Genomic DNA, 18,141 nt, shown 5'->3' on the forward strand with positions numbered 1-18,141 from the left:
TTAAAAAGGAATCTCTCAAACTTAATTATGTCTCAAAAAATTCCAATATATTATTGATAACAAACTCTTGTTCAATATTCGACAGAGTTGGATACATAGGCAAACTGATACATTTAGAATAATAAGCTTCCGAAGATGGCATATCGCCCTCCTTCCATCCATATTCTTTATAATAAGGCATTAAATGACATGGAATATAGTGAATCTGAGCGAATATGTTTTTCGCTCGAAAGTGATTATAAAGCCCCAAGCGATCTTCTACTTCAATAACATAGAGATGATAAGCATGCCCTTCTACTACCCCTGACTGTCCTTTAACAAAAGTATGACCTTTAAATGCTTCAAAGTATATTCTTGCTATTTCCTTTCTTCTCTCCAATCCACTTTCAGCCCTTTTCAATTGACTCAAGCCCAAAGCTGCTTGAAAATCTGTTAGCCGATAATTATAGCCTAAAACTTGCATTTCCATATACCAAAGTGGGTATTGGGTATCTGGTATTGGGTATTGGGTAGCACCTACTGCAAGTTCAAGGCTGTTTTGAAACTGGAAATTATCTTTGGTAATACCATGTGTACGCAACATCAAAAGTTTTTCATAAAGCGTCTTGTCATTGGTGGTAATCATTCCACCTTCTCCAGCAGCAATGTGTTTTACAGGGTGAAAAGAGAAAATGGCCAAATCGGCATATTCTCCATTTCCACAGTTCTGCTGATTGCCCATTGAGTCAACAAAGTATCCACCAGGGGCATGACAGGCATCTTCAATAATCCAAAGCCCATATTCATCCGCTAATTCACGAAATGCTTCTAAGTCATTCGCCCTTCCTGCAAAGTCAACTGGAATAATTCCTTGATAGGTACCTTTCGGAGAAGTTTTCAATAACGCTCTTACCTTTTCGATATCTAAAAGATAGGTCTCTGGATTAATATCAGAGAATACAACTTCACCTCCACAGTAACGAACACAGTTGGCAGAAGCAGCGAAAGTAATGGGAGTCGTAATGACCTTATCTCCGTCCTTTACGCCTAATGCTAAAGTACAAAGATGCAACGCTGCGGTACCATTGGCTACAGCAACCGCATATTTACTCCCCACATAGCTAGCAAATTCCGACTCAAAAGCTGCAATCTGGGGGCCTTGAGTAAGGTAATCAGACTTTAATACCTCAACTACCGCCTGAATATCTTCATCGGTGATGTTTTGACGACCGTAAGGAATGCTTGTGTTCATTATACTTTAAAGTCAGGATCTACATGTTCATGAATTAGTGTGCGTAAACTGTCTACAGTTTCCCATTCAGTATTCTCTCCAGAAGTATAGCTAAAGCCTTCCTCGACTTTCTTATAATTGTTTTGATCTAAGAATTCTCTTAGTGGACGCGCTGGCTGTGTCGGAACAATGACGTAATATTTACCCAAGTCATAGGTATTATATGAATCAGATGAAGTAATCATTTCTTCATGCACCTTTTCACCTGGACGAATACCAATTATCGGTTTTTCACATTCTGGGCCTATAGCTTCAGCAACATCCGTAATTCGGTATGATGGTATTTTAGGCACAAATAATTCCCCTCCCAAAGCATGTTCCAAAGCATGCATCACCATATCTACGCCACCTTGTAAACTGATATTAAAACGAGTCATGTTTGAATCGGTAATAGGAAGGACTCCCGATGGCTTTTTCTTTATAAAAAATGGAATTACCGAGCCATTTGATCCCATTACATTTCCGTAACGTACTACTGAAAACCTAATCGGATTCGATCCCTTAATATTATTAGCTGCAATAAAAAGCTTATCTGAGGTCAGCTTTGTTGCACCATAGAGGTTAATTGGGGCACAGGCTTTATCTGTGGAAAGCGCTACCACTCTTTGAACATTAGTGGCCAAACATGCATTAATCACATTTTGTGCACCATCCACATTAGTTTTGATACATTCTTCAGGGTTATATTCGGCAATATGCACATGTTTCATGGCCGCTGCATGGATCACAAAATCGACCTGTTGAAATGCGCGTTTCAGACGTTCAAAATCCCTAACATCACCAATAAAATAACGAATTTGAGGATACTCTGACTCAGGAAACTCCTGCGCCATTTGAAACTGCTTTTGCTCATCTCGACTAAATATGATGAGCTTTTTAACTTCTGAATGTACCGACAAGATATGCTTTGTAAGGGCTTTTCCTAGTGAACCAGTACCTCCGGTTATGAGGATTGTTTTATTTGTTAAGTATTCAGACATACGTTTTGATAAAACTCTTTATTAATAAAATTGAAAAAGTTAGAATTAGAGAAAAAAGGGTGAAAATAACAACAATTAGACTTCTACGCGGAGAAGTTTTATCTATTGGAGTTACTGCAGGTTGGATAATACTAAAAGAAGGTGTTTCTCTTATCAGCTGCACTTTTAATGATTCTCGCTGTCTAGCAATTTCACTGTATATAGAATATGATAAATCAGACTCCTGTTCTAATTGTTCTAATTTTGCTTGTGCCGAAGCTGTTGATATAATTAGGTTGGTATCTTTAAAGTTATTAAGTCTTGATTTGACCTCCTCATATTCTGCTTTCCTTGCTAAATAAGCAACCTCAAGAAACTTTAATTCATCTTTTGTCTTTTTTACTTTATAATCTGTTATTAGAGTTTGTAGAGTCTCGAGAGCAATAACCACCACTTGAGTTGATACTATAGCATTTTGAGTTTCCGCAGCTAAACTTACCACGCCATTTGACTTATCATAGTCAACCATCACTCTTTGACTTATCAGCTCAAAAATTCTTTGGTCCTTATTTGATAATTGAATTAAATCAAGGTCTGTTCTAGAATTTTCCATTTCTTGGTTGCTAGAAATAGCATTAATAATAGCTGTTGGTATTGCCTTAACCTGTTTCCCAAACTTCAAAACTGGATTGGGTTTAACATATGTATCAAAGTAGTCCCTTACGAACAAACTATCTGACAGACCTGGTATATTGAGCCTTGCGTTTGCTAGATTAAATTTAAAGTTGTAAGATTCTTTGACAAGGGGATAAAGATTTGGCGGAATTCCTTGATTTGAGACATTCATCTGTCCTAAATCCACTCCTGCGATAGAGGCAAGGCTATTAAGGCTACTCGAAGACCCAGATGAATTAGAAACTTGAGGCAATACTTTAACACTTACGGTATATTCATTCGGCAGAATCAAAGAATAAAACACCCCTAAAAAAACACCCAAAAGGACGGAATAAATTAACCACCTTTTGTTCTTAATTATTACTTCTCTAAAAAAGAGAAAATCAACATACTGATTATTCTGGTCTGTATTATTCTTGATCACTTTCTATTAGTTTGCTAAAGAGTAACTGTTAAGCCAATAGTCGCTAAACTGCTTGCAACAGCTAACCATTCGGGTGTATTTAGGCCCTCTCTTTCAGGCTTTCTTGCAACAAATATGGTTGTTCTAGGTTCAATCATTGGATAAAATTTAAAGAACAGAAATCGCTCTACACCTTTTCTTTTGCCATTCAGATATTGAACATAAGATTTATCGATTTTAGCCTTTATCACTTCTTAGTTTTTTGATATATCAATTAGCCAATCTATCAACAACCAAAGCCAAAGTGGCCACAGAACCAATAGCAGCAATAATTGCCTGAAAATTCAGTGGTTGCCTTTCTGGTTTTCTACTTACGAAAATAGTAGATCCAGCCTCTACTTTTGGGTATTTTTTAAAAAAAAGAAATCGCTTGACTTGTTTTTTTTCTCCATTAGGATACTGAATATAGCTTCTGTCTTTTTTAGCCGTTTGCAAAAAACCACCAGAACGGTCAATATAATCCTTAAAGCTAAATTCCTCATCAAACCTAACATTCAAAGGAGAAATAACTTCACCTGCCACTCTAACTGTTTCCAGTTTACCCGGTATGGATATTACATCTCCTTCTTTAACAATGAGGTCATATTTGGAGCCTGGGTCATTAAGTATTCTCTGTAAGTTAATTGCAACTGGTTCTTCTTCTTTAATTTCGATATTTCTTACTAGTGAGTCTTGCTCCGAAATATCTTGAATGAGTTCTTTTTTTAGTTTACTTCCAACCAAATCATTCTGCGTATCCGTTTCAACCTTATCTTCTAATTTTTTGAGGCGTTCAATTAGTTGAGTTTGGCTTATATTTTTAAGTTCTGACTCATCATTTAATACCTTTTGTCTTAATTGCTGCAAAGCTTCCTGACTGATCTGGTCATTAGACTTTGAATTAGAGAATTCAGTTTTTCGAACTAATATAGCCCCTGATGCATCCGCGTAGGGAGTTAACCCTCCTGCTCTTTTAATTACATCAGAAATGCGCTCATCTTTTCTACTAATTGTATAAACACCTGTTGCTAAAGCTTCTCCCTCAACTGTCACTTGTTGTTGAACGGTGTAACCTGGAGATTTTCGAATATAGACTTGGTCAAAAGGCTTTAATGTTTGTTTTCTGTCTTCTGAATCAAGCGATAATGTTTGATCGATGGAAAGACTAATAATTTCTGCGGCTGAGTTAACCCCCCCATTCATGTTTCTTCTAGAAATTTCAATTAAAGCACCAGAAGCCGATTCTTTCAAACCACCAGCAAGGATAATTAAGTCCTGAACAGTCATTTGCTTAAAATAAGGATACACTCCACCTTCCAACACCTCTCCAGTAATTTGAACCGAATACTCCTCTTTAATATCATAAATGGAGGTGATTTGAACCACGTCTTCTTTAACCAGAGTTACATCTTGCACAGTTCCATTCATCAAACCTCCTAAGTTCACGGGGATCACCGTCTGAGAGAAGTCATCACTAGTTCTATAAATTGAAATGCGTGACATATTAGCATCCCCTCTTACTCCACCCGCCTTCTCGATGAGTTGCTTCAATGTAAGTCCAGGTGTAAGTTGATATTCACCTTCTCTATATATAGCTCCATTAATCATTACCCGGTTCGAGAAACGATCCAAAATAGCACTTACCTCTATTAGGTCACCATCCGTAGGTCTAAATGAAGAGAAACTTTCTTTTTCAAGGTCAACGATTTCTCGCTCTTTCTCTCCGTTTCTTTTGACAGTTACTGTATTCTTAAAAGCCTTACTCGTAAAACCACCAGCATACAGAAGTAAGTCTGTAAAACTCTCATTATCCTTTAGTTCGAAAAGTCCTTTGCGCTTCACTTCACCATCTAGCTCAACTCTATTCTCTAAGGGGCCGACAATGATCACATCGCCATTTTTCAAACGGAGATCACCAGACCGAATTCCATTCGTCAAAAAAGGATAAATATCAACTGTAGCAATTAGTTTATTATCTCGAATTAATCGGATGTTTCGAAAAGTACCATTCTCGGTTGGTCCTCCTGCAGCATGTAATGAGGTATATACCGTTGACAAAGAAGGGAGCGAGTACATCCCTGGTTGAGCAACATCCCCGACCACTTCCATATTAATCGTTCGAATATTACCAAGACTAATTTGATGAAAAATAGTAGGGGAATTATTCCCTTGGGGCTTCAGGCCACTATAAATTTGACTCAACCTATCAATAATCTTTACTGAAGCGTCTTCTATTGTCAACCCATTTACATACACAGGAGACAAATTCTCTGGTCTTATTGTACCTTCCGGTGAAACTTCAAATTGAAAATACCCTTGAGTTGCGCCCCATAAATCAACTACAATTACATCTTGAGGACCCAAGCGATAGTCCATTGGCGTGGGTAAATTCAGATTTGGGGCAAAAGTTAGACTACGCTTTTGGAAAAGGTCAAAGCCAAATATTTTCTTTTGCTCTTCTGTTAATTCAGGAGCCTCTTGACCAGACAGCACACCAAAGACATCACCATCAGACAAAACCTCAGACTGAGTTCGAGCACTCCTTTTATCATTTGAAGTATTATTCGTAGTGTTAACACCACTTCTTAGGGCTTCAACCCTTCTACGCAACTTTGAGATTTCACTTTCCGAAACACCCCTTTGTCTAGCCAGCAGCTCTAATTCAGATTGAGTCAAACCTCTCTCTTCAGCCTGTTTCATGTAACTTAGTATTTGTTCATCTGAAAGCTCATCCACTTTCACAGATTTCAAATCCAAGCCTCCTAATGATTGAGCCTCTAAGGCATTACTTGAGCAAGCAATAAAAATTATTAAGCCCAATATTCGAACAAAGCTAAACAAGCTTTTACCTAAATTCTTTTTGAGTGCCTTTTGAAAGTTTTGGTAACCCCTATTCATCATATTACAATAACAAGACTCGTATAAAGTCTTCAAATATATACTATTTTATTTAGGCTAAAAATCAGCTGACTTTTCGTAAATGGTTCATACTTATTTCTGCTTGAAGTTCTACTCCTAAACTCGAAATCAGTAAAAACGCTCTATTACCTTGCGTCTTTCTAATCACACCTGATTGACCTGATAGCGCGCCAGAATTGATACTGACTCTACTTCCAGTTTGGAAATTTTCATTTGACAATTGAGACAAAGGAAACTCTTCTAAAAAGGACTTAATTTCTGATATTTCTCTTTCTTGAATAATTGCAGGCTTACCTAACCATCTCACATTTGAAACAATTGAAGAGTCCTTCAAAATTTCTAAGCGACAAGTCTCATCAACCTTTGCAAATATGTAGGAGGTAAATACTGGTTCTATCACTTTCTTCTTTCTATCGGACCATTGTTTAAGAACCGTCCTTGTCGGACAATACACATCAAACCCCTTAGATACCAATCTATCAGCCGCCTTTTTCTCATTGCGAGGTTTGGTATAAAAAGCTGTCCAATATGTTCTTTGCGGATTATTCATTCCAAATTAAAAGGTTTTGATTTGGGTCGAAAGTCATTATGGCGGCCTCTTCATTAGAGTATACTAAGTATTGAATTTTCTTAGGCACTAATGATTCTGCTTTTTGAATTAATTGAACAAGATAATGAAGGTCTGGATTTCCAACAAAGATCAAACTCACAACATCTGAATCTTTACCGAGTGCCAAATCTCCTGAAAGGTACACCTTGCTTAAATCCCCTAATTTTTCAACTACTTCGTCAATTACGTCTTGAAGGCCTGTATACTTCAAAAGGATACTCCGAACTTCCTGAAAAAGAGGGTATTTTTTATTGGCTTTAAAAACTTTTTTATTTCCGACCAAATCAGAATCAAGCATTCCTGCTTCTTCAAACCTATTCAACTCAACGCGAATTGAATTTGTGCTTTCATTAAATTCTTCTGCCAAACCCCTCAGGTAAGCGCTTGAGTCTGGGTTCAAGAAAAGTCTTAAAAGTAATTTTATTCGTGTTTTTGAAGAAATAAGTGCTTCAAGCATTATCAAAAGCTTTTAAGGGTTCGCTATTTGCCAATTTAATTGATCAAATGATACAGCTTCGCCTCGTAAGTCCCAAGCCAGAACTCAATATTGAGTAACAAATTTACTCAATATTTTCAAATAGCAATAAACCTCTTAATATTTGTATGTTAATTTTTTAACCTGTCAAAAACACAATGACAAGCCAATGATAAAGCATCTCTATAAAGAGAAAAACTTTAATACATTTTCAATGATATAATCTTGTTGTTCCTTCTCCATCTCAGTATGAATAGGAAAAGAAATCACTCTAGAACAAAGATCTTCCGTGATTTTGAAGTCCCCTTCCTTATACCCATAATAACTATAAGCCTTTTGAAGATGATTTGGAACTGGATAGTAAATCATAGAAGGAATTCCTTGAGCTGCGAGGTACTTATTCAACTCATTACGCCTTGAAGCATCTTTTAACTTAACTGTATACTGATGATAAACATGGTTAGTGAAGCCAGCAGTAGCTGGTGTAACAATCTCGTCTGTTGCTGCAAAGGCCTCATTATATCTTTCTGCAACCTGTTGACGAGCTTGATTGTAATCATCCAAGTATTTCAGCTTCACCTTCAAAATTGCTGCTTGAATACTATCTAGTCGCGAATTCACTCCAATAGAATCATGATAGTATCTTTCACTTTGGCCATGATTGACAATCATTCTGAGTTTTGCTGCAAGCTCATCGTCATTGGTCATTATCGCACCGCCATCACCATAAGCCCCTAAGTTTTTGGAAGGAAAAAATGACGTAGCTCCGGCATCTCCAATCGTTCCAGCTTTTACAGTATTTCCATCACTGTATTTATAATCAGCTCCAATGGCTTGAGCTGTATCTTCAAACACCTTTAAATTATGCTTTTTAGCAACAGTCATTAGACGTTCCATATCTGCACATTGTCCATACAAATGTACAGGCACGATTGCCACTGTCCGATCCGTGATTTTTGATTCTAAATCTTCTATATCAATATTGAAGGTATCGGGATAAACCTCTACAAATACTGGCTTTAACCCCAGTAGCGCTATAACTTCTACTGTTGCTACATAAGTGAATGAAGGAACTATTACTTCGGCACCTTTCGGAAAATCATATGCCATCATAATTACCTGAAGGGCGTCTGTACCATTCGCACATGGGATTACATGTTTAACAGAAAGGTACTTTTCTAAATCCGACTGAAAATCAGAGACCGCAGGGCCATTAATAAAAGTAGCACTATCTAAAACCTTATTGATTTCATCCTTTACTTCTTCCTTTATTTTAGCATACTGACCTACAAGGTCAACCATTCTTATCGGATCCATCACTTATTATAAAATTTCCTGTACCACTCAATAAACTTCCCTACACCAAACTCTAGCGATGTAGCTGGCTTGTAATCTAAATCATCAATCAAATCTTGAACATCCGCATAAGTCGCAGAAACATCACCTGGTTGCATTGGCATAAACTGCTTTTCTGCCTCCTTGCCCAAAACTTTCTCAATTGTAGTCACAAAATCCATCAGTTTTACTGGTGAATTGTTACCTATATTGTAAATCTTATAAGGCGCTCTAGAAGACCCAGGGTCAGGCTGAGAGCCAGACCAGCTTTCATTGCCTTTGGGAGGGTTATCATTGACCCTGGTTACGCCTTCAACAATATCATCAACGTAGGTAAAGTCTCTTGACATTTCCCCATTATTGAAAACCTGAATCGGTTTTCCATCTAGGATTGCTTTGGTGAATAAAAATAAGGCCATATCTGGTCTTCCCCAAGGGCCGTAGACTGTAAAGAACCTTAAGCCAGTTGTTGGCAAGCCAAACAAATGACTGTATGTATGAGCCATTAACTCATTACTCTTTTTGCTAGCGGCATACAGACTAATAGGGTGATCAACATTATGGCTCGTAGAAAAAGGGCGAGTCTCGTTCAAACCATAAACAGATGAACTACTTGCGTAAGATAAGTGCTTTACTTTGTTGTGCCTACAGGCTTCCAGAATGTTAACAAAGCCAACAATATTACTATCAATGTAGGCCTTAGGGTTTTCAAGACTATACCTCACTCCGGCTTGAGCAGCGAGATTGATCACTTTATCAAACTTCTCTGCCTCAAACAATTGATTTAGGCTTTCAGCGTCTTCTAATTGACACTGAATAAAACGATACGATTTGTATGTAGAACTTTGGATTAGTTTATTATACTCAATTTCTTCGGGGTCAATACCGGTTTCTAGCAGTCGACCATGCTTAACTCGAATGTCGTAATAGTCGTTAATTGAATCTAGGCCTACAACTTCATCTCCTCTTTCGAGAAGCTTTTTTGCTAAATGAAAGCCAATGAAACCTGCTGTTCCTGTAATTAGAATTTTTGCCATTATAATCGTGCTGTGATAGTTTCTTTTGGAAGGAATGATTTTACATCATATATAATAGAGTCTGAATTCAAATTATCAGGCAGCATCATAGCTTTAAACTCATTGTGTGCCACAGCCAATACAATTCCGTCATAAGATTTTAGGTCAAGTTCCGATTGACCAACCAAGTCCAAACCGTATTCATGCTTAACTTCTTTAGGCTCTGCCCAAGGATCAAACACATCTACATTCACCTCAAACTCTTTCAATTCCTGAATGATATCAATCACTCTAGAATTACGAATGTCTGGACAATTCTCTTTAAAAGTAATACCTAAAACCAGCACTTTTGAATCTCTGATAACCTTTCCCTTCTTCATCAAAAGCTTGACTACTTGACTACCAACGTATGGGCCAATGCTATTATTGAGCCTTCTGCCAGCCAAGAGAATTTGCGGATAATAGCCAGTCTTTTTGGCTTTCTGAGCTAAATAGTATGGATCAACCCCTATACAGTGACCTCCCACTAAGCCTGGTCTAAATGGTAAGAAGTTCCACTTTGTACCCGCTGCTTCTAGAACGTCAACAGTATCAATACCCATTTTATTAAAAATCATTGCCAATTCATTTACGAAAGCAATGTTTATGTCACGCTGTGAGTTCTCTATTACTTTGGCAGCTTCCGCCACCTTTATTGAGGCCGCTTTATATGTTCCTGCAGTAATTACGCTTTTGTAAAGCTGATCAACCGTTTCAGCAATCTCTGGTGTTGAGCCAGAAGTGACTTTCAAAATCTTTTTTACGGTATGTTCTTTATCTCCTGGGTTAATGCGCTCAGGTGAGTAACCACAATAAAAATCCTTGTTGAATTTCAACCCAGACTTGTTCTCCAAAACAGGCACACAATCTTCTTCAGTTGCTCCAGGATAAACAGTCGATTCATAAATAACAATATCTCCTTTTTTAAGCACTCCTCCCACCGTTTCAGAAGCTTTAATTAGTGGTGTTAGGTCAGGGTTTTGATCGTCATCAATCGGTGTTGGGACTGTCACTATAAAAATATTACAGCCCTTAATGTCCTCTAGTTGATTTGTGTTAAAAAGACCCAATGCGGAATCTTTCTTTGTTAAAACCGAAGAAAGAAGGTCATCCTCTACTTCAAGCGTTCTATCATGACCACTATTGAGTTCATCAATTCTTGATTGATTAATATCGAAGCCAAAAACTTTGTATTTCTCCGCAAAAGCTACTGCCAACGGAAGGCCAACATAGCCCAATCCAATAATTGCAATCTTATTCTCTGACATGCCAAAAATTTGTTCGGCACGAAAATAGGGATTATAAAAGATTCTTCAAGTGGAATAAAAAAGTTTATTCTCTCCCATATTTATCTCTTAACATTTTACTAACATTCGTCAATACCCTGATTGGGTGATAATTAGCAAAAATTCAAACACACTGTTCTTAAAGCCCTATATTTGCCCATCTAAAATGAACAAGAATCAAATATTCTCTCTAATAGGAAAAGAGCTACTCTCTGAATGGAGACAGCGGTTTGCATTAAATGGAATGGTACTTTATTTGGCCAGCACCATTTTTGTGTGCTATATGAGTTTTGGACTAAAAGCAGGAGCCATAGACGCTATAACATGGAACGCGCTATTTTGGATTATACTTCTCTTTACTGCTGTGAATTCTGTTGCTAAAAGTTTTATTCAGGAATCGAGAGGTAGGGCTCTTTATTATTACTCCATAGCAAGCCCTATTGAAATCATTATTTCTAAAATTATCTATAATGCGCTCTTACTCTTGGCCTTGGCCTTAGTTGGTTTTGCAATCTATTCTTTTGTAATGGAAAGAGCCAATGAAGAGGGTGCTACCTTTGACCTGCTCTATTTCCTGATTGCCATTGTACTTGGCTCTTTAGGCCTTGCATCTAGCCTTACCATGATTTCTGGTATTGCTGCTAAAGCTGAAAATAGCACCTCGCTGATGGCCGTTTTGAGCTTTCCTGTTATACTTCCTATTATCCTGATGGTAATCAAGCTTTCTAAAAACGCTATGGATGGACTTGATCGATCGGTGAGTACAGACGAAATTCTAATACTGGTAGCCATAAATGCAATCGTATTAGCGGTATCTTACTTGTTATTCCCTTATCTTTGGCGATCATAAAAGAAGCGCAACCATTCTGAGTTAACTCTCGTCTAATCGCTTTGTTAAATGAGCCACTAAAGGTTAATTGTCATGAAGAAAAACTGGTGGAAAGCCCTAGCCTTAATTCTAGTAACCTACACACTATTGGCAGGCTTACTCATGGATGCCCCTCGATTAAATATTCTAAACGAAACTATTCGAAACCTCCATTTCCACGTTACCATGTGGTTTGGAATGGTAATACTGCTAACTGCATCAATGGTTTATGCGATTAAATATTTACGATCAGGGCAAATTACACTAGATGACAAATCCGTAGAACTGGCCAAAGCAGGGGTTTTAATGGGAGCCTTAGGAATTATTACCGGAGCAGTTTGGGCAAATTATACATGGGGTGAACCATGGAGTGGTGATTCCAAGCAAAATGCTGCTGCCATATGCCTATTGATTTACTTTGCTTATTTAGTGCTTCGTAACTCAATGAAAGATGAACAACAAAAGGCTCGAGTAAGCGGTGTTTATAACATCTTTGCCTATGCGGCAATGATTCCGCTCCTTTTCATTTTACCAAGGCTAGACCCTAATTCTTTACACCCAGGTAATGGAGGAAATCCTGGTTTTAATTCTTATGACCTTGATAGTAAGCTAAGGGTTGTTTTCTACCCTGCCGTAATTGGCTGGACGCTCATGGGGGCTTGGTTAGCCAACCTAAGAGTTAGAACCCGACAAATTGAACGTGCTTTAGAAGATTAATTGATATGAAAAAATTTCTCACCATCCTTTTCCTTTGCTTCAGCTTAGCTTCCATTGCTCAAGATGGCACATATGAAATTACCGATGACAGTTACAAAGATCAAACGGTTGAAATGGCCGATATAATGCGCTCTAATGGTAAAATATATGTAGTTGTAGCCGTTATTATGATTCTTTTTGTGGGCCTTAGTGCTTATACTATTTCAGTTGATAAAAAGATAAGCAAGCTTGAGAAGGAGGTTTTCAAAGAAAAGGCTAATTCATAGTCGTTTGTGTTGTAATTTCGCACCCAAATAGTGGTTCATCCCGTTGAACCCAAAAAAATTCCTGTTATGAAAAAATCGAGTATCATCGGAATCGTAGTGATCGCCATCGCCATTGCTATCATCATTTCTACACAAAACAGTGCTAGCTCATATGTTTCATTTGATGTAGCCAAAGAAATGGCTGAGAATGGAAGCAATAAAAAAATCCATGTGGTAGGAGAACTTAAAAAGAACACTGTTGGTCAAGTAATTGGTGTCAACCCAAGCCCAGATAAGCTTTCTGTATCGTTTGTTATGCTAGATGATAACAACCTAGAGCAAACCGTATATTATAACGAACCAATGCCTTCTGATTTTCTTAGGTCAGAGAAGGTGGTAGTAATTGGGTCTTATCACGATGACAAATTCATTGCTGATAAAATACTTCTCAAGTGCCCTTCAAAATACGAAGAGACTGAACTTTAATCTGAAATAAGGTAACCGAGCATGGTACATACAGGCATAGGCAATATTGGCCACCTCCTCATTATAATTTCATTTATTACTTCATTAATGGCGGCCTTTGGGTATTTCAAAGCCACTAATAATAATGAGGTAGGCAAATCCCCTTGGATCAGCTTTAGCCGTGCTGCCTTTATTTTCCATGGCCTTTCAGTAGTTGGTGTGGTGGTTACGCTATACATCATAATTTATAATAATTACTTCGAGTATCATTACGCTTGGAGTCACGCCTCAAAAAACCTTCCTCCCTATTATATGATTGCCTCCTTTTGGGAAGGTCAAGAAGGAAGCTTTATGCTTTGGTTATTCTGGAATGCACTTTTAGGCTTCATTATTATTAAAACCAACCGTAAATGGGAAGCTCCTGTAATGACGGTTTTTGCCGTAGTTCAGGCATTCTTGGCTTCAATGATATTAGGTGTTGTAATTGGCGATTTGAAAATAGGAAGTTCTCCTTTCCTATTGTTAAGAGAGGTACTGAATGACCCCATTTTCCTAATCAATCCAGACTTTATACCTGAAGACGGAACTGGGCTTAATCCATTATTACAGAACTATTGGATGGTCATTCACCCTCCAATGACATTCTTAGGCTTTGCCTGCTCTCTAATTCCGTTCTCTTATTGTATTGCTGGGCTTTGGACTGGCAGGGTGAAAGAATGGATAAGGCCCGCTTTACCATGGACAATTTTTGGCACCATGATTTTAGGTACTGCTATTATTATGGGAGGTTATTGGGCTTACGAAACCCTAAACTTTGGTGGCTATTGGAACTGGGATCCCGTTGAAAACGCAGTTTATGTGCCTTGGCTAATTATGGTAGCCAGTATTCATACCATGATTACCTTTAAGAAAAGCGCCACAGCCCTAAAGACATCGATCATTCTGGTCATTACTTCTTTTATACTTATTCTCTATTCTACCTTTTTAACAAGAAGTGGAATTTTAGGGAATGCGTCAGTTCACTCTTTTACTGACTTAGGACTTTCAGGACAGCTTCTGATTTACTTGATGTTCTTCCTTATCATTTCTATCATATTTGCAGTAAGGGTTTGGAAGCAAATTCCTTCTTCCGAAAAGGAAGCATCAACTTATTCTAGAGAATTTTGGGTGTTTATTGGAGCACTAACGCTGTCTCTAATGGCATTTCAAGTATTGATTCCAACCTCATTCCCTGTATTCAACAAAATCATTGAATTGTTTGGTGGCATTTCTACACTTGCTCAACCAGCCAATCAAATTGAATTCTATTCAAATAGCCAAGTTTGGTTTGCAATAGCTGTAGCTCTACTTAGTGGAACAGGTCAGTTTTTCTTTTGGAAAAAAATGGACAAGGAAAAGCTTATTGCGTCACTCACTTTTCCTGTATTGATTTCATTATTGCTGAGTGCTGTTATTTTCATTGTAGCTAAAATTTATGACCCCGTATATATTCTCGTACTCGTTGCTGGAATGTACTCCATTGTGGCCAATACAAAAATTCTTTTAGAACTGCTGAAAAGTAAGAGCTTTAAGTTGGTTGGCGGTTCAGTTGCCCATATTGGTATCGCCATGATGTTGATTGGGATCATGTTTTCAGAAGGTTACTCTGAAGCTATTTCTCGCAATACACTTCTCATAAGTAAAGAATGGACGGATGATCAAAATCAAACTAACATTCCTCTTTTCTTAAATGAGCCAAGTTTTATGGATAAGTATGAGATTACTTACCGTAATGAACTTATGAAAGTATACGATATACCTGGCTATGTTAAGAAATCGAATCTCAATAATACTGAAGACCCTTACTACAAAGTAGTAAAGCAAGACATTGTGGTTGACGGTAAGACCTACGCCCAAGCTGGCGACACGGTTTATCTCCAAAGCCCTGAAAATTTCTATTATCAAACCGATTATAAGGATTTAGAAACAGGGAAAGAGTTTACATTATACCCAAGAATACAAGTAAACCCACAAATGGGTGATGTGATTTCTCCTGATATTAAAAAGCTATGGGGTAGAGATATCTATTCTTATGTTTCTGTAAAACCAAATTTTGAAGAAGACATTGAATGGGGTGAAAAACAAGAGATTGAAGTAAAAGCTGGACAACGCTTTTTCATCAATGACTACGTAGCCGACTTCAATGGTTTAGAAAGAGTCGAGCGCATGAGTTTCGCTACTCTTGGCCCTGATGATGTAGCCGTAAGAGCAAATATTACGGTTTATGCCGAAGACAATGAAAAATACCTAGCCCAACCTATTTTCATTATCCAGAATGGACAAGTAGGTAAACAACCAGATGTAATTAAAGAAATTGCTTCTAAAATCTCGGTGGAAAGTATTAACCCTGACGCAGGCTCTGTGACTCTAGGTTTAAACACTACTCAAAAGGATTTTATTATTATGAAAGCGCTAGAGAAGCCACACATCAATGTGCTTTGGATTGGTACTTTGGTGATGATTGCTGGCTTTATTATAGCAGTAAGAAGACGTTATGTCGAATTTATGCAAATGAGAGATAAGGGGGTTGAGTAAAATCGCCAAACCGTGGCGTTTTTACCTCTCTTCTAATCAACGGTTTTAAAATGTTGAAAATTGCCTAATTTGAGTTGACTAAACTTTTTTAGGCTATGAATTCACGCAGATCATTTATCCAAAAATCCTTTTTAACGGCAGGAAGTCTTTCTCTAACTTCATTCTTTAAAAAATCCGTTGCCGAAGATGTAAGTCAGGCGATGGTGGAAATAAATCAGCTTTCTCCTGAAGCCGCTGCCCAAGACGAAGAGCTTTGGGCAAGGATTCAGCAGGCCTATACTACTTCCCCCAATATAATTAACCTTAATAATGGAGGAGTAAGTCCACAGCCAAAAGTGGTGCAAGATGCTGTGATTCGCTACTACCAATACGCCAACGAAGCACCTTCTTATTACATGTGGCGAATTCTTGACCAAGGCCGCGAACCTGTTAGAGATAAACTTGCCGAACTCGCTGGTTGCTCTCCAGATGAAATAGCCATCAACCGAAATACCACTGAGGCCATCAACACGGTAATATTTGGAATGAACCTGAAAAAGGGAGACGAAGTAATTCTGACCAAATATGATTACCCAAACATGATAAATGCTTGGAAGCAGCGTGAAAAACGCGATGGAATAAAATTGGTTTGGTTGGATTTAGATTTACCCAATGAAAACGATGATATCATTGTAAAGCAATTTACTGATGCGGTAACGCCACGAACACGTGTTTTTCATATTACCCACATGATTAATTGGACTGGTCAAATTATGCCCGCTAAAAAACTTTGTGCCGAAGCCCGAAAAAGAGGAATTGATTCTGTGGTAGACGGAGCACACACCTTCGCTCACTTAGATTTTAAAATCTCAGATTTGGGCTGCGATTACTTCGGAACAAGCCTTCATAAATGGCTTTGCGCACCCTTTGGTACGGGAATGCTTTACATTAGAAAGGAAAAAATAAAAGATATTTGGCCTCTTTTGGCCTCGCCCGAAGACCAACAAACAAATATTCGCAAATTCGAAAACATTGGTACTCGCTCTTTTGCTACCGAACAAGCCATTGGCGGAGCACTCAACTTTCACAACGCAATTGGCCAAGAGCGAAAAGGAGCCAGATTAGAATACTTGAAGCAATATTGGGCCAAGGAAGTGATTCAGCATAAAAACGTTATTCCATACACTTCGCTAAAACCAGAATTTAGTAGAGCCCTATGCAACTTTGGCGTAGCAGGCATGACCGCTGGAGAAGTACACAACAGGCTTTTTAATGAATACAAAATACATACGAGCCCTGTGCAATGGGAAAAGGTAAACGGCCCTAGAATTACCCCACATGTGTACACTACAAAGTATGACTTAGATCGGTTGGTAGAAGCCATGCTTAAAATTGCCGGAACACCTAAGTAAACTTTATTGGAGAGAAGAACAGCGCTTTCGATATCAACCATTCCATTCGTTTTTCTAACTTCGAACCATGAGCTATCAAATAGGTATTATAGGCACCGGGAATGTTGCTTGGCACTTGGCCAGAGCATTTGAAAACGCAGGGCATGTAATTACTGATATTTATAACCGAGATATCAGAAAGGCCAAACACTTTGCTTTAGACTTTTTTAATGCTAAAGCCACAAGTAAACTCAACTTTAATGATAGCAATGCTCAAATATTTATTTTGGCCGTTTCGGATGACTCTATTGCTGAAATTGCACCTGAAATTTTACTTCCAAAAAACGCAATTTTAGTCCATACCTCGGGGTCTGTAGCAATGGCTGCTTTGGGTTACGCACGAACGGAAAACCAAGGGGTCTTTTATCCACTTCAAACCTTTAGCAAAGGCAAGGCCGTGGACTTTTCAGAAATTCCAATTGGCATTGAAGCAGAAAACAAAATGACAGAAAATGCATTGAACAGTTTGGCCAAAAGCATTAGCAACAAAGTTCAGTTAATGGATAGCCGAGATAGAAGAACGATTCACTTGGCAGCTGTTTTTGCCTGCAACTTCACAAACCATCTGTTTACGATTTCAAAAGGTATTTTAGAAAACAGAAACCTCAATTTTGACTTGCTAGAGCCATTAATTGTTGAAACGCTCAATAAGTCGCTTGAAATAGGCCCCAATAATGCTCAAACTGGCCCTGCAAAAAGAGGCGATTTCGAAACCTTGGACAATCACTTTCAGGCTTTATCTAACAATCCAGAGATAGCAGAAATCTACAGGGCAATCTCCCAAAATATCATCGATTATTATTCCGAAGAATAAAC

The 18,141-nt window shown here is 38.1% G+C and carries 16 protein-coding genes; 7 read left to right on the forward strand and 9 right to left on the reverse strand.

Annotated features, from left to right (window positions below; translation table 11 throughout):
- Window positions 1-25: 25 nt before the first annotated feature.
- The 9 genes from pseC to OB69_RS03180 form a co-directional block, all read right to left on the reverse strand.
- On the reverse strand, window positions 26-1,231 hold the full coding sequence (gene pseC / locus OB69_RS03135; protein WP_185096853.1) for a UDP-4-amino-4,6-dideoxy-N-acetyl-beta-L-altrosamine transaminase: 1,206 nt from the start codon (window positions 1,229-1,231) through the stop codon (window positions 26-28).
- The gene (pseB, locus tag OB69_RS03140; protein WP_053222238.1) at window positions 1,231-2,250 is read right to left on the reverse strand and encodes a UDP-N-acetylglucosamine 4,6-dehydratase (inverting); all 1,020 of its coding nucleotides are present in this window, start codon (window positions 2,248-2,250) and stop codon (window positions 1,231-1,233) included. The genes pseC and pseB overlap by 1 nt, the downstream gene beginning before the upstream one ends.
- Window positions 2,243-3,328 carry a GNVR domain-containing protein gene (locus OB69_RS03145; protein WP_053222239.1) on the reverse strand — a complete coding sequence of 362 codons (1,086 nt, stop codon included), beginning with the start codon at window positions 3,326-3,328 and terminating at the stop codon, window positions 2,243-2,245. Before OB69_RS03145 ends, pseB begins: the two co-directional genes overlap by 8 nt.
- Before the next feature lie 249 nt (window positions 3,329-3,577).
- Complete coding sequence (locus OB69_RS03155) at window positions 3,578-6,280, reverse strand: SLBB domain-containing protein (RefSeq protein ID WP_157608476.1); 2,703 nt, start codon at window positions 6,278-6,280, stop codon at window positions 3,578-3,580.
- A gap of 28 nt (window positions 6,281-6,308) precedes the next feature.
- Complete coding sequence (locus OB69_RS03160; protein ID WP_053222242.1) at window positions 6,309-6,815, reverse strand: UpxY family transcription antiterminator; 507 nt, start codon at window positions 6,813-6,815, stop codon at window positions 6,309-6,311.
- The gene (locus OB69_RS03165) at window positions 6,808-7,332 is read right to left on the reverse strand and encodes a winged helix-turn-helix domain-containing protein (RefSeq protein WP_053222243.1); all 525 of its coding nucleotides are present in this window, start codon (window positions 7,330-7,332) and stop codon (window positions 6,808-6,810) included. Before OB69_RS03165 ends, OB69_RS03160 begins: the two co-directional genes overlap by 8 nt.
- A gap of 201 nt (window positions 7,333-7,533) precedes the next feature.
- Window positions 7,534-8,667 carry a DegT/DnrJ/EryC1/StrS family aminotransferase gene (locus OB69_RS03170; protein ID WP_053222244.1) on the reverse strand — a complete coding sequence of 378 codons (1,134 nt, stop codon included), beginning with the start codon at window positions 8,665-8,667 and terminating at the stop codon, window positions 7,534-7,536.
- Window positions 8,667-9,722 carry an NAD-dependent epimerase gene (locus tag OB69_RS03175; protein ID WP_053222245.1) on the reverse strand — a complete coding sequence of 352 codons (1,056 nt, stop codon included), beginning with the start codon at window positions 9,720-9,722 and terminating at the stop codon, window positions 8,667-8,669. Before OB69_RS03175 ends, OB69_RS03170 begins: the two co-directional genes overlap by 1 nt.
- On the reverse strand, window positions 9,722-11,008 hold the full coding sequence (locus OB69_RS03180; RefSeq protein WP_053222246.1) for a nucleotide sugar dehydrogenase: 1,287 nt from the start codon (window positions 11,006-11,008) through the stop codon (window positions 9,722-9,724). The genes OB69_RS03175 and OB69_RS03180 overlap by 1 nt, the downstream gene beginning before the upstream one ends.
- 184 nt (window positions 11,009-11,192) lie before the next feature.
- Here OB69_RS03180 and OB69_RS03185 point away from each other — a divergent pair, with 184 nt between their 5' ends.
- From OB69_RS03185 to OB69_RS03215, 7 genes are all read left to right on the forward strand, one after another.
- Entirely contained in the window at window positions 11,193-11,876 is a 684-nt protein-coding gene (locus tag OB69_RS03185; RefSeq protein WP_185096855.1) for a heme exporter protein CcmB, read from the forward strand.
- A 72-nt stretch (window positions 11,877-11,948) separates the two neighbouring features.
- Window positions 11,949-12,611: a cytochrome c biogenesis protein CcsA gene (ccsA, locus tag OB69_RS03190; RefSeq protein WP_053222247.1), complete on the forward strand. Its 663-nt coding sequence runs from the start codon at window positions 11,949-11,951 to the stop codon at window positions 12,609-12,611.
- 5 nt (window positions 12,612-12,616) lie between these two features.
- Window positions 12,617-12,877, forward strand: coding sequence for a CcmD family protein (locus tag OB69_RS03195; protein ID WP_053222248.1), 261 nt, complete (start codon window positions 12,617-12,619; stop codon window positions 12,875-12,877).
- Window positions 12,878-12,943: 66 nt separating this feature from the next.
- Entirely contained in the window at window positions 12,944-13,342 is a 399-nt protein-coding gene (locus tag OB69_RS03200; RefSeq protein ID WP_053222430.1) for a cytochrome c maturation protein CcmE domain-containing protein, read from the forward strand.
- 21 nt (window positions 13,343-13,363) lie between these two features.
- Window positions 13,364-15,895, forward strand: a complete 2,532-nt coding sequence (gene ccsA, locus OB69_RS03205; protein ID WP_053222249.1) for a cytochrome c biogenesis protein CcsA — start codon at window positions 13,364-13,366, stop codon at window positions 15,893-15,895.
- 95 nt (window positions 15,896-15,990) lie between these two features.
- Window positions 15,991-17,286, forward strand: coding sequence for an aminotransferase class V-fold PLP-dependent enzyme (locus OB69_RS03210; protein ID WP_053222250.1), 1,296 nt, complete (start codon window positions 15,991-15,993; stop codon window positions 17,284-17,286).
- A gap of 67 nt (window positions 17,287-17,353) precedes the next feature.
- On the forward strand, window positions 17,354-18,139 hold the full coding sequence (locus OB69_RS03215) for a Rossmann-like and DUF2520 domain-containing protein (protein ID WP_053222251.1): 786 nt from the start codon (window positions 17,354-17,356) through the stop codon (window positions 18,137-18,139).
- Window positions 18,140-18,141: the final 2 nt, after the last annotated feature.

The sequence above is a fragment of the Roseivirga seohaensis subsp. aquiponti genome (genome assembly GCF_001267955.1).
Classification (GTDB): Bacteria; Bacteroidota; Bacteroidia; order Cytophagales; family Cyclobacteriaceae; genus Roseivirga; species Roseivirga seohaensis.

Bases quoted from the DNA above. Each gene is read 5' to 3' on its own strand.
- pseC (WP_185096853.1), bottom strand. From the start codon at position 1,231: ATGAACACAAGCATTCCTTACGGTCGTCAAAACATCACCGATGAAGAT.
- pseB (WP_053222238.1), bottom strand. From the start codon at position 2,250: ATGTCTGAATACTTAACAAATAAAACAATCCTCATAACCGGAGGTACT.
- OB69_RS03160 (WP_053222242.1), bottom strand. From the start codon at position 6,815: ATGAATAATCCGCAAAGAACATATTGGACAGCTTTTTATACCAAACCT.
- OB69_RS03165 (WP_053222243.1), bottom strand. From the start codon at position 7,332: ATGCTTGAAGCACTTATTTCTTCAAAAACACGAATAAAATTACTTTTA.
- OB69_RS03170 (WP_053222244.1), bottom strand. From the start codon at position 8,667: ATGGATCCGATAAGAATGGTTGACCTTGTAGGTCAGTATGCTAAAATA.
- OB69_RS03175 (WP_053222245.1), bottom strand. From the start codon at position 9,722: ATGGCAAAAATTCTAATTACAGGAACAGCAGGTTTCATTGGCTTTCAT.
- OB69_RS03180 (WP_053222246.1), bottom strand. From the start codon at position 11,008: ATGTCAGAGAATAAGATTGCAATTATTGGATTGGGCTATGTTGGCCTT.
- OB69_RS03185 (WP_185096855.1), top strand. From the start codon at position 11,193: ATGAACAAGAATCAAATATTCTCTCTAATAGGAAAAGAGCTACTCTCT.
- ccsA (WP_053222247.1), top strand. From the start codon at position 11,949: ATGAAGAAAAACTGGTGGAAAGCCCTAGCCTTAATTCTAGTAACCTAC.
- OB69_RS03195 (WP_053222248.1), top strand. From the start codon at position 12,617: ATGAAAAAATTTCTCACCATCCTTTTCCTTTGCTTCAGCTTAGCTTCC.
- OB69_RS03200 (WP_053222430.1), top strand. From the start codon at position 12,944: ATGAAAAAATCGAGTATCATCGGAATCGTAGTGATCGCCATCGCCATT.
- ccsA (WP_053222249.1), top strand. From the start codon at position 13,364: ATGGTACATACAGGCATAGGCAATATTGGCCACCTCCTCATTATAATT.
- OB69_RS03210 (WP_053222250.1), top strand. From the start codon at position 15,991: ATGAATTCACGCAGATCATTTATCCAAAAATCCTTTTTAACGGCAGGA.
- OB69_RS03215 (WP_053222251.1), top strand. From the start codon at position 17,354: ATGAGCTATCAAATAGGTATTATAGGCACCGGGAATGTTGCTTGGCAC.